The organism is Prevotella sp. P5-108, assembly GCF_002251385.1.
Lineage (GTDB): Bacteria > Bacteroidota > Bacteroidia > Bacteroidales > Bacteroidaceae > Prevotella.
The window spans coordinates 14,291-30,733 of sequence record NZ_NPJJ01000051.1; the positions used below are offsets into that span (position 1 = coordinate 14,291).

General features: G+C 55.1%; 12 protein-coding genes. 8 read left to right on the forward strand and 4 right to left on the reverse strand.

What is annotated here, in order from left to right; translation table 11 throughout:
* The first annotated feature begins 26 nt into the window (after nt 1-26).
* The 4 genes from CIK95_RS10015 to CIK95_RS13205 all read left to right on the forward strand — a co-directional run bounded on the left by CIK95_RS10015 (nt 27) and on the right by CIK95_RS13205 (nt 7,001).
* On the forward strand, nt 27-2,162 hold the full coding sequence (locus CIK95_RS10015; protein ID WP_173849874.1) for a glycoside hydrolase family 97 protein: 2,136 nt from the start codon (nt 27-29) through the stop codon (nt 2,160-2,162).
* A 22-nt stretch (nt 2,163-2,184) separates the two neighbouring features.
* Nucleotides 2,185-4,122: a type I pullulanase gene (gene pulA, locus CIK95_RS10020; RefSeq protein WP_094466924.1), complete on the forward strand. Its 1,938-nt coding sequence runs from the start codon at nt 2,185-2,187 to the stop codon at nt 4,120-4,122.
* Between the two features lie 21 nt (nt 4,123-4,143).
* Entirely contained in the window at nt 4,144-6,069 is a 1,926-nt protein-coding gene (locus tag CIK95_RS10025) for a glycoside hydrolase family 13 protein (RefSeq protein WP_094388708.1), read from the forward strand.
* A 605-nt stretch (nt 6,070-6,674) separates the two neighbouring features.
* Nucleotides 6,675-7,001, forward strand: a complete 327-nt coding sequence (locus CIK95_RS13205) for a hypothetical protein (RefSeq protein WP_158214706.1) — start codon at nt 6,675-6,677, stop codon at nt 6,999-7,001.
* A gap of 31 nt (nt 7,002-7,032) precedes the next feature.
* Here CIK95_RS13205 and rhaD read toward each other — a convergent pair whose 3' ends face one another.
* The 4 genes from rhaD to CIK95_RS10050 all read right to left on the reverse strand — a co-directional run bounded on the left by rhaD (nt 7,033) and on the right by CIK95_RS10050 (nt 10,493).
* Complete coding sequence (gene rhaD, locus CIK95_RS10035) at nt 7,033-7,842, reverse strand: rhamnulose-1-phosphate aldolase (protein ID WP_022310412.1); 810 nt, start codon at nt 7,840-7,842, stop codon at nt 7,033-7,035.
* Between the two features lie 24 nt (nt 7,843-7,866).
* Nucleotides 7,867-8,742 carry an AraC family transcriptional regulator gene (locus tag CIK95_RS10040; RefSeq protein WP_094421869.1) on the reverse strand — a complete coding sequence of 292 codons (876 nt, stop codon included), beginning with the start codon at nt 8,740-8,742 and terminating at the stop codon, nt 7,867-7,869.
* A gap of 184 nt (nt 8,743-8,926) precedes the next feature.
* Complete coding sequence (locus CIK95_RS10045) at nt 8,927-9,928, reverse strand: M48 family metallopeptidase (protein WP_022310414.1); 1,002 nt, start codon at nt 9,926-9,928, stop codon at nt 8,927-8,929.
* A 4-nt stretch (nt 9,929-9,932) separates the two neighbouring features.
* Nucleotides 9,933-10,493 (reverse strand): LemA family protein, encoded by a 561-nt coding sequence (locus CIK95_RS10050; protein ID WP_022310415.1) that lies wholly within the window; start codon nt 10,491-10,493, stop codon nt 9,933-9,935.
* Nucleotides 10,494-10,710: 217 nt separating this feature from the next.
* On the opposite strand from CIK95_RS10050, the gene CIK95_RS10055 reads away from it, so the two are divergent.
* The 4 genes from CIK95_RS10055 to CIK95_RS10070 all read left to right on the forward strand — a co-directional run bounded on the left by CIK95_RS10055 (nt 10,711) and on the right by CIK95_RS10070 (nt 16,364).
* Nucleotides 10,711-12,471 carry a DUF4091 domain-containing protein gene (locus CIK95_RS10055; protein ID WP_094466925.1) on the forward strand — a complete coding sequence of 587 codons (1,761 nt, stop codon included), beginning with the start codon at nt 10,711-10,713 and terminating at the stop codon, nt 12,469-12,471.
* A gap of 39 nt (nt 12,472-12,510) precedes the next feature.
* Nucleotides 12,511-13,779, forward strand: a complete 1,269-nt coding sequence (locus tag CIK95_RS10060; protein ID WP_144007801.1) for a hypothetical protein — start codon at nt 12,511-12,513, stop codon at nt 13,777-13,779.
* 162 nt (nt 13,780-13,941) lie between these two features.
* The gene (gene rplS / locus CIK95_RS10065; protein WP_094386923.1) at nt 13,942-14,304 is read left to right on the forward strand and encodes a 50S ribosomal protein L19; all 363 of its coding nucleotides are present in this window, start codon (nt 13,942-13,944) and stop codon (nt 14,302-14,304) included.
* A gap of 182 nt (nt 14,305-14,486) precedes the next feature.
* Complete coding sequence (locus CIK95_RS10070) at nt 14,487-16,364, forward strand: beta-L-arabinofuranosidase domain-containing protein (protein ID WP_094466927.1); 1,878 nt, start codon at nt 14,487-14,489, stop codon at nt 16,362-16,364.
* Nucleotides 16,365-16,443 lie beyond the last annotated feature (79 nt).

The following is a 16,443-nucleotide window of genomic DNA, read 5'->3' on the forward strand; positions in this document are numbered from 1 at the left end:
TGAAGCAAGCAATAACAACTATCAGCATGATAAAGAAATATATCATATTGTTGGCGCTGCTCCCGATGATGGCTGCAGCCCAGACCGTAAAGTCGCCCAACGGCAATGTGTCGCTCACCTTTTCGCTCTCAGACAAGGGCCAGCCCACATACGAAATGAAGTACAAGGACAAGCAGGTGGTAAACCCTTCCCACCTCGGACTGGAGCTTGCCCGGGACAAGCACGCCTCTAAAGGCATGGAAGAGACCGACCTGATGGACGGCTTCACGGTTAAGTCCACGAAGACCTCTTCCTTCGACGAGACATGGCGACCCGTATGGGGCGAGACCGCAACCATCCGCAACCACTACAACGAGATGGCTGTCTGCCTGCACCAGCCCTCCTCCGACCGCGACATCACCATCCGTTTCCGCGTTTACGACTATGGCATGGGACTGCGCTACGAGTTTCCGCAGCAGCAGACGCTCAACTATTTCGTGATAAAAGAGGAGCACACCCAGTTTGCGATGACCGCCGACCATACCGCCTACTGGATTCCCGGCGACTACGATACGCAGGAGTATGAGTACAACATCACTCCGCTTACCGGCATCCGCGCGGTTATTGCCAAATACCGCGAGGCATACAAGAGCAACTCGTCCACTACGGTCTTCTCCAACACCGGGGTGCAGACATCGCTGCAGCTCAAGACCAAGGACGGACTCTATATCAATATCCACGAGGCAGCCTGCTTGGACTACCCCACGATGCACCTCAACCTTGACGACAAGAACCTTGTCTTCGAGTCGTGGCTTACCCCCGACGCCGTGGGCCGCAAGGGCTTTATCCAGACTCCCTTCAACACCCCGTGGCGCACAGTGATGGTTAGCGACGACGCCCGCGACATGCTTTCCTGCAAGCTCACCCTCAACCTCAACGAGCCTTGCAAGATAGAAGATACCTCTTGGATTCATCCCACCAAGTACTGCGGTGTGTGGTGGAACATGATTGTCGGCACCAAGTCATGGAGCTACACCAACGACCTGCCTTCGGTTCGTCTCGGCTTTACCGACTATACCAAGTGCAAGCCCAACGGCACACATGGCGCAACCAACGAGGAGGTGAAGCGCTATATCGACTTCGCTGCCAAGAATGGCTTGCAGGAAGTGCTGGTCGAGGGTTGGAACGAAGGATGGGAAGACTGGTTCGGCCATCAGAAGCTCGACGTCTTCGACTTCGTCACTCCTTATCCTGACTTTGACATCAAGATGCTCAACGATTATGCCCACGCCAAGGGAGTGAAACTGATGATGCACCACGAGACTTCCTCATCCGCTCTCAACTACGAGCGCCACATGGAGGATGCCTTCAGCCTGATGAACAAGTATGGCTACGACGCTGTCAAGACGGGATATGTCGGCGACATCATCCCTCGCGGCGAATATCACTACAGCCAGCTTATGAACAATCACTATCAGCATGTCATCGAGACTGCCGCCAAGCACCACATCATGGTCAATGCCCACGAGGCTACTCGCCCTACCGGCATCTGCCGCACCTGGCCCAACCTCATAGGCAACGAGAGCGCCCGCGGCACCGAGTATGAGGCTTTCGGCGGAAACGTAGCTTACCATACCGTGATGCTGCCGTTCACCCGTCTGCAGGGTGGCCCGATGGACTATACCCCCGGCATCTTCGAGACCCGACTCTCTGACTGGAGCCAGAACCCGAGCTTCGTCCACACCACCCTCTGCGGACAGCTGTCGCTCTATCTGGTCATGTACAGCCCGTTGCAGATGGCTGCCGACCTGCCCGAACACTACGAGAAGTACGACGACGCCTTCCAGTTCATCCGCGATGTGGCTTGCGACTGGGACGACTCTAAGTATCTTGAGGCCGAGCCTGCCCAATACATCACCGTGGCTCGCAAGGCTAAGGGTACCGACAACTGGTTTGTAGGTGGCAAGACGGGCGAAGAGGCCCGCACGGCTGTAGTGCGCCTCGATTTCCTCGACAAGGGTCGCAAGTACGACTGTGCCATCTATCAGGATGCCAAGGGTGCCGACTACGAGCACAACCCTAAGGCTTACCAGATTATCCACAAGACTGTCAAGAAGGGTGATGTGCTGAAGATTAATGAGGCACGTGGCGGTGGCTTCGCCGTATCACTTATCGCAAAATAACCGCAACTCCACAGCATCTGGCATGAAGAAGAAATATATGTTACCGGCATTTCTTGCCGCAATGATTACGGTCGGAGCCAACGCGCAGGGACGCTTTGACGAGATGACTTACGACAAGACCAAGACCGTGTTCCGCCTCAATGCGCCCTCCCTCCCTAAAGTGCGTATCTATAAGAACGGACAGGGCGGCCGACCCGTCAAGACCGTGAAGATGCGTGCCATCGGCGACAACCGCTGGGAGGCTACGGTAAAGGGCGACCTCGGCGGCATGTTCTATACTTTCGACATCGGCAGAGGCGAGTGCCCAGGCACGTTTGCCAAGGCTGTAGGTGTCAACGGCAGCCGTGGTGCCATCATCAATATGGCTGACACCGACCCCGTGGGCTGGGCCGACGACCAGCGTCCGCCTCTCGCATCGCCTGCCGACCTCGTGATTTACGAGCTCCACATGCGCGACTTCTCCATCAGCCCCACTTCGGGCCTTCAGCACCGTGGCAAGTATCTGGCTCTGACCGAGCCTCGCGCCATCGACTATCTGAAGCGCCTTGGCGTCAACGCCATCCATTTCCAGCCCTTGTTCGACTTCGCATCGATAGATGAGACGCAGCTCTATCGCCCCCAGTTCAACTGGGGCTACGACCCGAAGAATTACAATGTGCCTGAGGGCAGTTATTCCACCGACCCATATCAGCCAGGGGTGCGCATACGCGAGTTCAAGGCGATGGTGCAGGCGCTCCACAAGGCTGGCATCCGTGTCATCTTCGATGCCGTCTACAATCATACGTTCGACATCGCCGGAAGCAACTTCCAGCTTACCTACCCTGACTATTACTATCGCAAGACTGCCGACGGACGCTACTCCGATGGCTCGGGCTGCGGCAACGAGACTGCCTCGGAGCGGCCGTTGATGCGCGAGTTTATGATAGAGAGCGTCAAGTACTGGGTCAATGAGTTCCACATCGACGGATTTCGCTTCGACCTCATGGGCATTCACGACATCGAGACGATGAACCAGATACGTGCCGCCGTAGACCAGATTGACCCCACATTATATATATATGGTGAGGGCTGGAGTGCCGGCGCGTGTGCCTATCCGCAGGACAGACTTGCCATGAAGGCCAACACCCACCGTCTGAATGGCATCGGAGCGTTCAGCGACGACATGCGCGATGCGCTGCGTGGCCCGTTCAGCGACGACACCAAGGGTGCGTTCCTCGCCGGTATCAAGGGCGAGGAGGAGAGCCTCAAGTTCGGCATCGTGGGCGGCATCGCTCATAAGCAGGTCGACATGGCGCGCGTCAACTACGACAAGCAACCGTGGGCAAACGAGCCTACGCAGCAGATTAGCTATGTGAGCTGTCACGACGATATGTGTCTCGTAGACCGACTCAAGGCGAGCATTCCCGGACTCTCCGACGCGACGAGATCCGAAGCCGACCGCATGGCAGAGCTCATCCGTCTCGACTTGCTGGCCCAGACGGCGGTCTTCACCTCGCAGGGTGTGCCTTTCATGTTGGCTGGCGAAGAGATGCTGCGCGACAAGAAGGGTGTGCACAACAGCTTTGCCTCGCCCGACAGTATCAATGAGTTCAACTGGGACAACCTCAAGCAGCACCCACAGGTCTTTGAGTATTACCGCGCCCTGATAGGCCTCCGCAAGCATCATCCTGCCTTCCGCCTCGCCAGTGCCGACGCCGTAAGGAGTCATCTGGAGTTTATCGCCACCGGCGACTGCCTCGTGGCGTTCCGCCTGAAGGACCTCGAGGGCATCGATACGTGGAGAGAGATTGTCGTCATCCTTAACGCCAACCGGGCTGCTGTGCCCGTGACCGTCCCCGAGGGCGAATACACGGTGGCCTGCTGCAACGGCGTCATCTCCGAAGCCGGCATAGGCATGCCCGTCAAGGGCAGCGAGGTGGTGGTGCCCCGCCAGTCGGCAATGATACTCTACAAGAAGTAAAACCATAATAAAAACAAGATGATGAAGAAAAAACTGCTATCATTAGTAATGCTTATGAGTGCTATGAGCTTGCATGCGGGAGTAAAGGTAGACCGCATCGAACCCACCAACTGGTATGTCGGCATGAAGGATGCCTCGCTCCAGCTGATGGTATATGGCAAGGACGTGCGCAATGCCGCCGTTGAGGTCAACTATCCCGGAGTGCGCATCGACTCCATCGCGCGTCTCGACTCGCCCAACTATCTCTTCGTCTACCTCAACCTTGAGGGCGCGAAGGCTGGCGAAATGACGCTCACCTTCAAGCAGGGCAAGCAGACGCAGAAGGTGAAGTACCAGCTGAAGGAGCGCGCTATGGCGGGCGACAAGCGCATGGGCTTCACCAATGAGGATGTGCTCTATATGCTCATGCCCGACCGCTTTGCCAATGGCAATCCCCACAACGACGCCTTCAAGAATATGCGCGACAAGACCTGCGACCGCACGGCTCCGAGCCTGCGCCACGGTGGCGACCTTGAGGGTATACGCCAGCACCTCGACTATTTCACTCAACTTGGCGTCACGGCGCTGTGGTTCACGCCCGTACTCGAGAACGATAGCCCCAGCAATGGCACCAGCTCCTCCTACCACGGCTACGCCACGACCGACTATTATCGCGTCGACCCGCGTTTCGGAACCAATGAGGAGTATAAGCGTCTCATCGACGAGGCCCACAGCAAGGGTCTGAAGGTGGTGATGGACATGATTTTCAATCATTGCGGCTTTGAGCATCCCTGGGTGGCAGATATGCCGTCCAAAGACTGGTTCAACACGCCCGAATGGCTGCTTCCCGAATACCAGACCGCAGCCCACCAAAAGAAGATGGACACCGTAGACGGAAAGGCTAAAGTCAACGACAAGTATCTGCAGACCAGCTATAAGCTCACACCCGTGCTCGATCCCTACGCCAGCAAGGTAGACCTGAAAGAGACGGTCGACGGTTGGTTCGTGCCCACCATGCCCGACCTCAACCAGCGCAATCCGCACGTCATGAAGTATCTTATCCAGAACAGTGAGTGGTGGATTGAGACTGTTGGCATTGACGGCATCCGCATGGACACTTATCCCTATGCCGACCGCGATGGCATGGCTCTCTGGATGCAGACGCTCGACCGCGAATACCCCAACTTCAACACCGTGGGTGAGACGTGGGTCACCGAGCCTGCCTATACGGCTGCCTGGCAGAAGGACAGCAAGCTCTCCGAGAAGAACAGCTATCTGAAGACCGTCATGGACTTCGCCTTCTACGACCGCATCAATCTGGCTAAGCACGAGGAGACCGACGACTGGTGGAATGGCATGAACCGCATATACAATGTGTTGTGCTATGACTATCTTTATGCCAATCCCAAGAGCGTGATGGCGTTTATTGAGAACCACGACACCGACCGCTTCTTGGGTACGGGCAAAGATACGTTGGCTCTCAAGCAGGCACTGGCTCTGCTGCTGACCATAAACCGTATTCCGCAGCTCTACTACGGCACCGAAGTACTCATGAATGGCACCAAGTCTGTCACCGACGGCAATGTGCGCAAGGACTTCCCCGGTGGATGGGCTGGCGACGCTACCAACGCCTTCACAGCTGAAGGACGCACCAAGGCGCAGAACGATATGTTCAGCTGGACAAGCCGACTGCTCCACTGGCGACAAGGTAACGAGGTGATTACGAAGGGTTCCCAGACCCAGTTCTGCCCCTACCGTGGCATTTATGTGGTGGCGCGTCAGTATAAAGGCAAGACCGTCATGACCGTCATCAATGGCAGAAACGAGGCAGCCGAGCTCGACATCAAGCGTTATGCTGAGATTATCGGCAACGCCGTGAAAGCCACAGATGTGACGACGGGCAGATCCGTAATCATCAACCACAACGTAAAACTCCGTCCCCGCCAGACCATGGTGCTGGACTTCTAAAACAAACAGAAGCCCTTCCCCAACCCTCCCCAAGGGGAGGGCGTCAAACAAAAGCCCCATCCCAACCTTCCCCAAGGGGAAGGAGTTTCTTCTTGCTGTATTTAAGGCAGTTAGAGAACACTCCTTCCTCTTGGTGGAGATGGTTAGGATGGGGCTTATTGTAGCTCTTCCGCTCATGTTGAGAGTTCGGAGAGAGGCCTCCACAAGCAGCGGCAACTCTGTAGGAGTTGCGATTACACAGCCCAGGGATGCCGGCGAAGCACGCTACCCTATATGTAGACAAAGAGCGTGTGGATATGGGAAAGCCCACAAGCAGCGGCAACTCTGTAGGAGTTGCGGTTAGCCGAAGGCGTTACCCACAGCAGGATAGTGGACTGAAATGTAAGGGAGAATGTTATTATACTCACTCTGATAATGCACTCCACCAATTTCCTGTCCATTATCCCGCCAAGGGGGACGCCCTCGGTTGGCTCGTATCAGCCGTTACGAGGGCTCGTGCCATAAGTCACGAGGTCACGTATCAATTGTTACGAGGACACGTATCAACCGTTACGAGCCGCCAATGATAGACGCGGGCGGTTGTAACCATCCCTCCGCGGTATGCAATGTATGGATATAAGAGCCGGAAAGGCGTTGCTCCTTTTCACGGCTTTGCCCTCTGCGTAAAAAGTTGGTGTCGGATATTCCCGAGAACCATCTCAGGGATATCCGACACCAACCTCAGCGCCGCACCTGCGCAAGGCAGGCTGAAAAGGAGCAAAATAAAAAAAGAGAAGCCCAACAGAGGCATCTCCCCAATCCTCTCCAAGGGGCGAAAAGCAACAATAAGCCCCATCTCAACCACCTCCAAGGGCAAGGAGCATCTTCTAACCGCCTTAAACACAGTAAGAAGGGACTCCCTCCCCTTGGGGAGGGTTGGGGTGGGGCTTTAGGAGGGCCTTAGTTGGGGCTTTCAGTTGTATCCTACTTAGGCAGATTGAATGCCACGGTCATCTCCTTGAGCTGCTCTTCGCTCATGCCATCGGGCTCGTAGCCCATGCACTTGGCATTGATGTATATCTTGGCACTCTTGGAGAGTACGTCAATCTGGTCGAAGGCATCCATGGCGTCGAGGCCCTTGGCGAAGACGCCGTGCTTCTCCCACAATACCACGTCGTAGTCTTCGAGCTCGGCGAGAGTTCCCTCTGCCAGTCCGAGGCTGCCGGGCAACTGATAAGGCACTACGCCCAAACCTAACGGACAGAACGCCTTGGTCTCGGGAATCATGCTCCAAAGGATGTTGGTGAGCACATCCTTGCCCATAAACTTCTTGTTGTGACTCATAGCCACCAGCTCGATGGGGTGGGTGTGAACCGTGGCGGTGTAGGGTGAACCCTTCTCTATCATACGGTTGTGCACGGCCAGGTGGCTGGGCAACTCTGATGTAGGCTGGACGAGATTGTCGGCGATGATGACATAGGTCTCGCAGTCGTCGAGGATGCGGATGACGCTGCCGTTGTCCATAGGCCAGCGGGCGAGGTCGCGCATGCGCTTGCCGGTACCCTTGCAGTAGAAGTAGCAACCACGCAGATGGGGGAGCGTGATGCCGATGTGCTTGATTTCGCCGAGGGCAGGCATGTGCCTCATCTCGTCATCCACATACTTGCTGATATTGACAGTGATGTTGCCACCATTGCGCTCAGCCCATCCATTCTGCCACAAATAACCAGCCACTTCGGCTATCTGGTCAATCTCCTTCTTCAGGAGAGGGCGTCCGTCTAAAATACTTTTCATGATTCTTATGATTAATGTATAACTCTATTTTCTATCTATATTCCGGAAGTCGCTCGGCTTGAGTCCCGTCTTCCGCTTGAACTTGGAAGAGAAGTAGTCGGGCGAATCAAAATTGAGCATATAGGCTATCTCCTTGACGAAGAGGTCGGTGGTGGAGAGCAGCTCCTTGGCTCGCTGCAGCTTGAGGTCCTGCTGGTAGAGCGCGGGCGAGATGCCGGTATACTCCTTGAAGAGCTTGCGGAAGCTGGAGTAGCTCACGCCCAGCTGTTCGGCTATCTGCTGCACGGTGAGGTCGCTCTCTACCTCCTTGCGCATGATGAAACGTGCACGGTTGATCATATCGACGTGCTCACTGTTCTTGCTCAGAAGGATATTGCGCTCGAGCGAATACATCAAACCTATAAGGTGGTTGACTATACCTGCCAGCAACTGCTGCGAATAGGCTGCCTCCTGGACGGCGGCATGGTAAGCCTCGTCGTAGAGACGGGTGATGGTATCGGAGAAACCTACATGGTAAATGGGGTGTTGGGGAGTAAGGAAGCCGGCACGGACGCGGTCGTCGACATTGCGGCCGCTGAAACCAATCCAATAACAGTTCCATCCCTGTGGACCAGGATGGTAGGTGTGCCACTCATGGGGGAAAAGCAGGAAGAGGTCGCCCTCGCGCAGACGGGTCGGTCGCTGGTTGGTAGTCTCAAAGACTCCCTCGCCGCGGGTGACATAGAGCAATTGATACTCATGAAGTTCACGACCCTTGTTGACATCAAAATAATAGCCGTCAGCATGGCCGCTGGTGGGATACTCTTCACCATTGCTTATCTCTTCATAACCCACCGTACTGATGGTGAGTCCCCAGAGCTGGTCGCGCTCGTTGGTTACCAAATACTTGCTCTTCTGCATGATGTTGATTAGATTGTTTGTACAAAGTTACTTATTTTCCACCAATCGACCTTCGTTTTTTGGCAATATTTTTATTACGGCTGCTGTTTTCATGCTCGGGGAACGCAAAAAGGGAGAGACCGCCATGGCGACATGCCGTCTGGCGGTCTCTCCCTCGATGATGATTGTCGGCGGAAGAGTGGTTTCAAAACTGCTCGAGTATCGCGATGCGCTTGCGGGTATCGGGGTGGGTGCTGAAGAGCGAGTCGAAGAAGCCCATCATGCCGCTCGTGAGAGCCTGGGGATGGATAATGAAGAGCTGGGCTACATCCTGGCGCTGCACACCCTGCAAACCGGGGGCGCCAGATATCTTGCGCAGTGCCGAAGCCAGTGCGAGCGGATTGCCGCAGAGCTCGGCGCCACCGGCATCGGCCATATACTCGCGCTTGCGGGAGATGGCAAAGCGCGTGATGAGGGTGAAAAAGTAGGCCACGGCACAGCAGACCACGCCCACGAGCATCACAATGATGATGCTCACGCCCGAGCCTTTCTCGTCGCGGCTGCGGCTGTGAGAGCCGTAGAACATGGCGTTGAACATCATGTGCATCACTACGCTCATCACCGTCGAGACGATGCCCACGAAGACGATGCTCGTGATGAGCACACGGGTGTCGCGGTTGCGGATATGGGTGAGCTCGTGGCCCAGCACTCCCGCCAGCTCGTCGTCGTTGAGCACGCGCAGCAGTCCGGTGGTGACGGTCACGGTGTAGCTCTTCTTGTCGATGCCCGAGGCAAAGGCGTTGAGCTGAGGGTCGTTGACGATGTTGATCTGGGGCATATCCATGTTGCAGGTCATGCAGAGGTTCTCCACGATATTGTATACCCTCGGGTTCTCCCTCCGCGTGAGCGGGCGGGCTCCCGTAGCGGCACGCACCATCGAGGAGTTGGCGAAGTAGGCGATGAGGAACCACACACCCACGATGCCCACCACCCAGGGAGCGATGGCCACGAAGGAGCGGTTGACGGCGTCGTAGTCTACCTCGGCAGCCACATTGCCATAGGCGTCAGCGGGTGGCGCGCCCATCGACTGGATGATGGCGAGAAACACCCACACCGTGGCAAGGATAATCAGCGGGAAAGACAGCAGAAGCAGCACGCTGCGCAGGTTGTTGCGCCGTATCTGCGTCATCATACCAACATACTGCATAGGCTCAGAACTTGATTTCGGGGGCCTTGTCCATAGCCTCACGGTCGGTCTGGGGGATTTCAAACATCACCTCCTTGTGGAAACCGAACATCTGGGCGATGATGTTGGAAGGGAACACCTGTACGGCGTTGTTGAGCTCACGCGTAGCCGAATTGAAGAAGCGGCGGGTGGCAGCCAGCTTGTTCTCGATGTCGGCTATCTCGGTCTGGAGCTGCATGAAGTTCTGGTTGGCCTTGAGGTCGGGATAGGCCTCGAGCTGCACCTTCAGTCCGGCGAGCGCACCGGTAAGCTGGTTGTCGGCGGCTATCTTGTCGTTGATATTGGTGGCTCCCATAGCGGCTGTGCGTGCCTCGGTGACGCGCTGCAGCAGCTCTTTCTCATGGGTGGCATATCCCTTGACGGTAGCCACCAGCTGGGGGATGAGGTCATAACGCTGACGGAGCTGCACATCGATGTTGGCGAAAGCATTTTCACGATTGTTGCGCATGCGCACCAGGTTGTTGTACTGGCCTACGAGCCACAACGCGAGTAGTACGACGACTACCAAAACAATAATCCATGTCATATTCTTAATCTTTATAATTATATAGGTCAAAATTACCAAAAAAGCGACAACCGCCCAACTATTCGGGCTTAAAGAATGTAAACAGGTGCAGATTTTCATCGCCGCCACCCTCACCGCCGCCACTCGGGGCAGGGTAGAGGGCAAATTAACTGGAACTTTCCTTTGCATTGTCTTGACTTTGTAGTAACTTTGTCTACTGACAATAATTATACAAGGTATGAAGAAGACTCTATTCTCTCTGTTTCTCCTGTTGTCTGTGGCTCCGATGTGGGCACAGACAGACACCCTGGTGGCCAGCGAACTGACCGACACCAAGCCGCACGACGGCAACGAGGTATGGGCGCGCGTGCCCGATGCAGTGCAAATGGCGTGGGGCTCCACCGATGTCCGCTACGCCAAGATGAACGTGCCCCGTGGGCGCATGGCAAAGACCCTGAGGCTCGACGCATGGGCTGGCGAGCGCGTCATGGCTCAGGCTGTGGTATGGACGCGCCACGACATCGTATCGCCACGCGTAGAGGCTACAGCCCTGACCTGTGGCAGAGAGGTGATAGACGCCAAGGCCGTCAACGCCGGATTTGTGGGATATGTGATGACCGACGAGCTCAACCATAACGGCAAATCCAACTGCGGGCACCGTCCCAACAAGGCCGACTTCGACTCGTCGATGGTCGCCGACATGGTCTATGGTCCCCACATCGACCGTATCCCCCGCTGCACCACCCGCCCGGTTTGGGTCAACGTGTGGGTGCCTGCCATCACGCGCGCGGGTATATATAAAGGTAAGATAGTCCTCACCAGCGACAAGGGAGAGAAGGCCGAAGTGGCACTCGAGGTCAAGGTGGGCAGCCGCCAACTGCCTGCGCCCAAAGACTGGGCTTTCGACCTCGACCTGTGGCAGAACCCCTATGCCGTGGCGCGTGTCATGAACGTGAAACTGTGGAGCCGCGAGCACTTCGACGCCATGCTCCCCGTGATGAAGATGCTTGCCGACGCTGGACAGAAGTCCATCACTGCCAGCATCATGCACCACCCCTGGAACGGACAGACCGAAGACCCCTTCGGCAGCATGATACAGCGCACGCTGACCGTCGACGGACAGTGGAAATACGACTACACCGTGTTTGACCGCTGGGTAGAGTTCATGACCCGCGAGGTGGGCATCACCGGCACCATCGACTGCTACACCATGATACCCTGGGCGCTGCAGTTCGACTACTACGACCAGGCTTCCAATACGGTGAAATTTGTCAACGCCCGTCCGCAAGACGCCGCCTACCGCGACTACTGGCTGCCCTTCCTGCGCGACTTCGCCCGACACCTGCGCCAGCGTGGCTGGTTTGAGCGTGCCGCCATCTCTATGGACGAACGCCAGCTCGAAGATATGCAGTCGGCTATCGCTGTGATACGCGAAGCCGATGCCGACTTCCACATCACCCTCGCCGGCAACTACCACAAGGAGATAGAGCACGAGCTCGCCGACCTGAGCGTTCCCTACGGTAGCCCGCTCGACCGCAGCATCATCGCCGAGCGCCGCAGCCGCGGTCAGTCTACCACCTGCTATATATGCTGTACCGAGAGCTTCCCCAACACCTTCACCTTCTCCGACCCCGCCGAGGGCGCCTTTATCCCCATCCACGCCATGGTGCAGGGATACGACGGTCTGCTGCGTTGGGCTTACAACAGCTGGACTGTCGACCCCATGCGCGACACCCGCTTCCGCTCCTGGCCCGCCGGCGACACCTATATCGTCTATCCCGGTGGCCGCAGCAGCATGAGGTTCGACCGCATGGTCGAAGGCATACAGTGCTGCGAGAAGGTGCGTCTGCTCAGAGCAGAACTGCAGGCCAAGGGCAACCGTCGCGCCCTGAAGCGCATCGACGAAGCCCTGAAGGTATTCGGCTGGGGCGGACTTGAGCACACCCAGATGCCCACCGGCGAGCGTATAAGCCGCCTGCAGCGTGTGCTCAACCAGTAGCGTCTGATCATTATTCACTAAACAAATAACACATTTATCATGAAAAAACTTTTTGTAGTATGGGTCATGCTGTTGCCTCTATGGGGGCAGCTGCATGCGCAGGAGAAAATTTTGCAAGGGAAAGGATTCTGGACACTCTTCGACAGTTTGGGAGACGGGACGCCCTGGCAGCAACAGTTTGCTGACCAAACGGGATGCATTTTCTACCCCAAACTCAACCGCAGGTACATTTCCTATGGTGGTTCAGATTCAGCTCCTGCTACCATGAACGGCACTCTGGGCAGGGCAAAGCTCTTGGTAGCACTCAAGGATAGTCTGCCCATCGACATCATTATGATTTCCAACACCAACGATATGAACTTCACAGACCCTGACACGGGTGTGGAAGGAAGTATTGACGATGAACCCTGGATGCAGGGCAGCAAGCGAACTGCAGCCAAGAGTGTGCTGGAATCGAAAGAAGCTGCCAAGGCCTATTGTGAGAAAAATCTGCGGAAAATTCTGAAGGCTACTCCGAAAGCCCAACGGGCTGCGGGCAACATGCTGGTATTCCCCTATGCCAATCCCAACAGGCATGGCAACCGTATAGAAATCATCGCGCCCTCAAAGCATGGAGGTGAAATTTGTTTTCATGTAGGTAGAAGTCCGAGGGTGAATCTTACATTGCCTGCCGGCATGAGCGTGGCACAAACCAGAGAGTGGTTAGCTTCCAAGTTCTATGGAGCAGGGTGGTCGGCCGTAGACAACGGCGACAACAGTTTCACCATCTCCTATTATTATGACAAGAACAACAAGGTCTGGGTCGACACCAAGGAGAGCGGGTTGCAAGTAGCTGTCACCGATGGGCCTCGTGTGGAAGAGTATGTGGTGTTTTATACAGGAAAGGATGCTTCGGGCTGGACAAAAAGTTGCAACTGGACGGATAAAGTAAGCCTGTGGTCGTGCTATAAAGGACTGATGGAATATCTGAAGAGCAACCTCCCCAACACGGAGATTTATTGGTTCATGCCCTCTTATTTCAATTTTGATTTCAATGCACCGGAAGTGCTGCGCGCCGACGGCTCCTTTGACGAGGAGGCATTCGAGAAAACCGAGCGCAACCGCAAGTGGATGCAACTTTCCGCAGTGCAGCGTGCCATTGCCCAGCGTTATAACTGCCGAGTGCTGGAAGTGGGAAAATACTGTGGTATCAACTTGAAAAACGTGCGTGACTATTATCTCTCGAAAGACCCGCATCTCAAGAAAGAAGGCTATGCGCAATGGTCCAAGGCGCTCTATGAAATCTTCAAGGCCGGCAAATGGGAGTGACAAAAATGGGAGCCGAGAAGCTGTTTTTTTACCTAAATATTTGGTACATAGTGAAAAAAATAGTAATTTTGCACCGCTTTTCGGCCTAACCGCTGGTTGATGGAAGAGTTGTCATGCCATGTTGGGTTGGAACGACAAACAATATTTAATTTAAAAACAACAATGGATTTAATTAAAGTTGCTGAAGAAGCGTTTGCAACCGGCAAGAAGTTCCCTGAGTTCCGTGCAGGAGACACCGTAACTGTCGCTTACAAAATCGTCGAGGGTTCTAAGGAGCGTATCCAGCTCTATCGTGGTGTAGTAATCAAGATTTCAGGCCACGGTGACAAGAAGCGTTTCACCGTTCGCAAGATGTCTGGTACTGTAGGCGTTGAGCGTATCTTCCCCATCGAGTCACCCAACATCGATTCTATCGAGGTGAACAAGGTAGGTAAGGTTCGTCGCGCTAAGCTCTACTATCTGCGCAAGCTCACTGGTAAGGCTGCCCGCATCCGTGAAAAGAGAGTGGTTAACACCAACGCTTAATAACGGCATCCCCAAGGGTAAAACCCAAGAAATAAAGAGAGACATTCCTCATGCGGGGAGTGTCTCTCTTTTTTTTGCGCAATTTTGCGCACATGTTTTGAGCCGAATAACATTTATTAACAACGACATCCGGCGCCCTACCTATTTATATATTTACCTTTGCACCAAATTCTGAAAGTAACATGACTAATATCACCAAGACCTTATGCCTCGGAGCAGCCATGATGCTCGCTCTGTCTGCCTCTGCGCAAAACGAGAAAGTTAAAGACCTGATTTCTCCACTCTCAGACCACAGCATCCAGCTCCATGGATACTTCGACAATGACATCCACAACAGTGTTGAGCATTGGAACAAGGGCGTCGTGCCCTACGACCGCCTCATGGAGTTCTACGATAACAACGTCAACCGACCCAATTTCGCTGTTGGTGAGATGTGGGCCAAGGCTGTTCGCAGTGGAGCCATGCTTTATGCATATAACAAGGACCCCGAACTCAAGAAGATACTGGTCAACACCGTCAACAAGGTGTTCAAGTATGTGCAGAGCAACGGTGCTATAGCCTGCTCGCCCGTAGAAAAGCAGCCCGACGCCAAGGGTGGCGACCTCTGGGAGCGCAAATATATCATGCTCGGACTCTCGCAGTACTATGCACATGTGGAGAAAGACCCACGCGTGCTCAAACTGATGATTGCCGAGGCCAACAGCGTGATAGACCAGATAGGCGACGCTCCTAAGGTAGACATCAATACCCAGGGATGGAGCCGCACTGGCATCGAGAGCTACTCGGTGATGGAGCCCATGATGCGCATCTACAAGCTCACCGGCGACAAGCGCTACCTCGACTTCTGTACCTATCTCATCAAGAAGGGCGGATGCCGTGGCGCCAACATCTTCCAGGAGAGTCTCGACAACGTACGTCCTCGACTCATGGGCAATGGCTACCCCAAGGCTTATGAGATGCTCTCGGTCTATGAAGGCTTGGTAGAGTACTACCGCTGCACCGGCGAGGAGAAGTGGAAGCAGTCTACGCTCAACCTCTTTGAAAACCTGAAGAAATACGAGATTACCATTATCGGTAACGGTGGTGCCGACTATCCCTACTATCCCAAGTGGAGAGGTGAGGCATGGGACGATACTGCCCTCGAGCAGACCAACCCCAAGATAGAACGCATGATGGAGACCTGCGCCGGAGTGACCTGGATGAAGCTCTGCAGCCAAATCCTGCGCATCACTGGCGACGCTTCTGCTGTCGACTTCATCGAGAAGTATGTCTACAACGGACTCATCGGTGCCATGAAGCCCGGTGGCAACGGATTCAGCTACGTCAACCTGCTCAACGGTCAGAAGGTGACCGACAGAGGATGGGGTACCACCATCGACGGCATGGCTGTGACCTGCTGCAACCTGAGCGGACCTATGGGATTGGCATATATACCCTATGTAGCCGTGATGCAGAACGACCGCGGACCCGTCGTAAACCTCTACAATGCAGCTACAGCCACAGCCAAGACCCTCAAGGGCAACGCCGTGACATTCACCATCGACACCAAGTTCCCACTCGCCAACACTGCGACCATCACCATCGGCGAGGCACAGAAGGAGAAGTACGACTTCATGCTCCGCATCCCAGGATGGAGCACCAACACCATCGTCAAGGTCAACGGCAAAGCCATCGACAATGTAGTGGCTGGCAAGTATCTCACCCTGACACGCAAGTGGAAGAAGGGCGACAAGATAGAGTTGACCTTTGACATGCGATGCCGCCTCATCGACGCGCCCCACGGCAGCAACCCCGACGCTTGGAACTACCAGGCTGTCATCTACGGCCCCATGGTGCTGGCGCGCGACGAAAATATTGACGCTGATTACAACAAACCTGTACAGGTAGTGGCAGATGCCAACGGCGAGGTGAAACTCACCCCCGTGAAGCCCACACGCGAAGGCACCCGCATGGAGTTCCTCGTGCCCACCACCGACGGCAACATCCATATGGTTGATTACTCATCGGTAGATGGTTGGAAGGACAAGAAAATCTGTACATGGTTGCCCAAGAAACAATAATCTACTAATATCAGGAATCTCACAATTGAACATGATTTAAAAGGGGGGGAGCTCGCAACGAGCCTCCCCCCTTTTTTTA

Excerpts from the sequence above, each read along its gene's own strand:
- rplS (WP_094386923.1), top strand. The coding sequence starts at position 13,942 with ATGGATTTAATTAAAGTTGCTGAAGAAGCGTTTGCAACCGGCAAGAAG.
- rhaD (WP_022310412.1), bottom strand. The coding sequence starts at position 7,842 with ATGAAAAGTATTTTAGACGGACGCCCTCTCCTGAAGAAGGAGATTGAC.
- CIK95_RS10045 (WP_022310414.1), bottom strand. The coding sequence starts at position 9,928 with ATGCAGTATGTTGGTATGATGACGCAGATACGGCGCAACAACCTGCGC.
- CIK95_RS10025 (WP_094388708.1), top strand. The coding sequence starts at position 4,144 with ATGAAGAAAAAACTGCTATCATTAGTAATGCTTATGAGTGCTATGAGC.
- CIK95_RS10060 (WP_144007801.1), top strand. The coding sequence starts at position 12,511 with ATGAAAAAACTTTTTGTAGTATGGGTCATGCTGTTGCCTCTATGGGGG.
- CIK95_RS10040 (WP_094421869.1), bottom strand. The coding sequence starts at position 8,742 with ATGCAGAAGAGCAAGTATTTGGTAACCAACGAGCGCGACCAGCTCTGG.
- CIK95_RS10055 (WP_094466925.1), top strand. The coding sequence starts at position 10,711 with ATGAAGAAGACTCTATTCTCTCTGTTTCTCCTGTTGTCTGTGGCTCCG.
- CIK95_RS10015 (WP_173849874.1), top strand. The coding sequence starts at position 27 with ATGATAAAGAAATATATCATATTGTTGGCGCTGCTCCCGATGATGGCT.
- CIK95_RS10070 (WP_094466927.1), top strand. The coding sequence starts at position 14,487 with ATGACTAATATCACCAAGACCTTATGCCTCGGAGCAGCCATGATGCTC.
- CIK95_RS10050 (WP_022310415.1), bottom strand. The coding sequence starts at position 10,493 with ATGACATGGATTATTGTTTTGGTAGTCGTCGTACTACTCGCGTTGTGG.
- CIK95_RS13205 (WP_158214706.1), top strand. The coding sequence starts at position 6,675 with ATGTATGGATATAAGAGCCGGAAAGGCGTTGCTCCTTTTCACGGCTTT.
- pulA (WP_094466924.1), top strand. The coding sequence starts at position 2,185 with ATGAAGAAGAAATATATGTTACCGGCATTTCTTGCCGCAATGATTACG.